The organism is Actinomadura sp. (assembly GCF_044508335.1).
GTDB lineage: Bacteria > Actinomycetota > Actinomycetes > Streptosporangiales > Streptosporangiaceae > Spirillospora.
On record NZ_JBIQHY010000168.1, the window covers coordinates 8,597 to 11,179 of the forward strand.

Sequence of the window (2,583 nt, forward strand, 5' to 3'; positions counted from 1 at the left end):
GGCGTTGAGTGCGGTGATGGCGCAGGCGGGCGGCGCGACCCGCCGGCTGGCCATAGGTCGCCACCCCGGTTCCCGTCCGGCACTTCACTGATCAGGCCGGCGGGGTCGGGCTGCCGGCGGGGCAGGTTCACCGGAGAGCGGCATTCGGGTGGCCGCTTGTTCAATGCGCTGGATGGCCGGGCGTGCTGGTGGCCGTCGGCGTGTGGCCTGGGGAGGCCATGGTGCTCGGCTTGGGGTTTGGTGGGGCCGTTCTCGGGGGTGGGCCCGAGAACGGCGGGGCTCGCGTCAGGCGTTCTTCAGCGTCTTCAGGACGTGCTGGTTCTGCGCGGAGCAGTCGGTTCCCACGACCCAGATGTTCCACTTGCCGGAGTGGTCGCCGGGGACGGCGATGACGGTCGCGGCGGTCCCCTCGTACTTCGCCGCGTCGACGAGGGCGGGCGTCCGGCCGCGGGTGACGCCGTTGACGCATCCCCTGAGCTGCGCGGACGGCGGGCCGGACGCGGCCCGCAGCTTCTGCCCGTCGGCGAGCAGCCGGTCCACCTGGGAGCCGAGGGTGCCGGCGCGGTAGTCGGTGCCGCTGCGGGCGACCGTGAAAGCCGCGGCCGGCGCGGCGTTCGGCCCCATCCCCTTTTCTGAACCGGATTGGTCGGGATTATCCTGTGCGGGAGCCGAGGCCTGTCCGTGGTCGCCGTTCACGCCGTCCAATGCCATCGTGCCGACCGTCGCGCCGCCGCCGACGACGATGACCGCCGCCGCCGCGGCCGACAGAATCCGCCAATGCCGCCTTCCGCGCCGCTGCTCCATGCTCACCACGGTGGCTTTGTGCATCGACTCCGCGGCGATGGCGGTGTCGATGCGCTCGGCCAGCTCGGCGGGCATGGACGGTACGGGTGCCTCCGCCAGGATCCGGGAGACGTCCGCAAGGTCGGCGGACAGCTCACGGCATTCGGCGCAGGTATCCAGGTGCGCGTTGACGGAGGCGGCTTCGTCGTCTTCGAGCAGTCCCTCGGCCAAGTCGGCCAGGACGTCGTAGTCGTAGTGTGCGGGGTTCACTTGGGCATGCCACCTCCTTCCACACCTCCGACGTTTTTGCGATCCCGTCGGTTCCGGTGGTGGGTGAGAAGCGGCGCGAGCCGGGCGCGTCCACGCGCGCAGCGGCTCTTGATCGTGCCCGCGGGGACCTCCATGACCCGCGCGGCGTCGTCGACGGAGTAGCCCATCATGTCGACGAGGACGAGGGCGGCGCGCTGCTCGAACGGAAGCTGCTCCAGCGCGGTGCGGACGTCGAGGGAGACGCCGTGCGCGTCCGTCGGGTCGGGCATCTTCGGCGCGACGGCGTCGAAGGTCGCGTCGTCGCCCATCGGCGTCGCCGGCCGGACGGACTTGCGCCTGATGCGGTCGAGGCACGCGTTCACCACGATGCGGTGCAGCCAGGTGGTGACGGCGGCGTCCCCGCGGAACCGCCCGGCCGCGCGGAACGCCGAAAGACACGCGTCCTGCAGCGCGTCGGCCGCCTCCTCCGGGTCGCCGAGGGTGCGCAGCGCGACCGCCCACATGCGGTCGCGGTGCCGGTGGACCAGTTCGGCGAACGCGTGCGGGTCCCCCTGGGCGTGGCGGGCGAGGAGTTCCTTGTCGGGCACCTCGCCGACGCGATGCATGCTCACCGACGTCATGAGCGACCGCTTTCTCGTTCGGGACGCCCGTTCGGCGCCGGACGTCCACGACCGGCTGCTGGGGATTGCACCACAGGTTCCTGGGGGCGAGGGGACATTCTGCTCACAGGCACGATACAGACAAGAGCAACTCCACGTCACAGCCCTTGTCCACCCTGTGGACGAAGGTCAGCCGGTTGTGCCGTAGACCGTGACCTCGCCGAGCCTGCCCTTGGGGAGGGGCGACGAGGGCAGCGAGGTGAACCAGACGAGGACGTACTGCCCCGTGGCCCGCGGTGAGGCGGTGATGGTCAGCTCGCCTCCGTTGGCGGGCTGCTGGCCGACGCGCTTCAGATCGCCGGGGGATTGCGAGTCCCCGACCCGGACCTGCAGCATCCCGCCGGTCACCGGCGAGTAGATCTTGACGCTGGCCACGGTGACGGGCTTGCCCATGTCGAGCAGGACGCCGAGGCCCTTGGAGTAGTTGCCGAAGCCGGAGTCGGCGTACCGCTGGGTCTCCCAGCGGCCGCTCGGCTTGCCGTCGATGACGGAGCCGACGTCCTTGGAGATCGAGGTGTCCTGGTGGTCGGGCTTGGAGTCCTGGACGGCGGTCGCGCCGGCAGCCTGGAGCTTCACGACGGTCGGCTGGGGCGGCGCGCTGGTCTTGGACTTGTCGGTGACGCCGCCGTCCTTGGGCTCGCCGCCGCCGTTGCCGGTGAGCGCCCAGGCGCCGATGCCGACGATGACGGTCAGCGCGGCCGCGGCGACGCCGATCAGCGCCCGGTTCGCGGGACGCTTCGGTGCGCCCTGCGCCGGCGCGGTGCGGGTCGACGTGGACGGCGGGGGAGGCGCGCCGTGCCGGGCGCGCGGCGGCGGGACGTGCGACGGCGCCGGCTGCTCGGGCGCGGGCCGCCGCCGCGGCTGCGGCTGC

2 protein-coding genes and 1 pseudogene are annotated in these 2,583 nt (G+C 72.2%); all 3 read right to left on the reverse strand.

Going from position 1 to position 2,583, the window contains the following annotated elements; genetic code table 11:
- Positions 1-285: 285 nt before the first annotated feature.
- A complete protein-coding gene (locus tag ACIWVC_RS32600; RefSeq protein ID WP_396452470.1) occupies positions 286-1,053 on the reverse strand; it encodes an anti-sigma factor family protein in 768 nt (255 codons plus the stop codon).
- On the reverse strand, positions 1,050-1,673 hold the full coding sequence (sigM, locus tag ACIWVC_RS32605; RefSeq protein WP_396452468.1) for an RNA polymerase sigma factor SigM: 624 nt from the start codon (positions 1,671-1,673) through the stop codon (positions 1,050-1,052). The genes ACIWVC_RS32600 and sigM overlap by 4 nt, the downstream gene beginning before the upstream one ends.
- Before the next feature lie 168 nt (positions 1,674-1,841).
- Positions 1,842-2,583: pseudogene (locus ACIWVC_RS32610) on the reverse strand (AMP-binding protein); the annotation flags it as partial.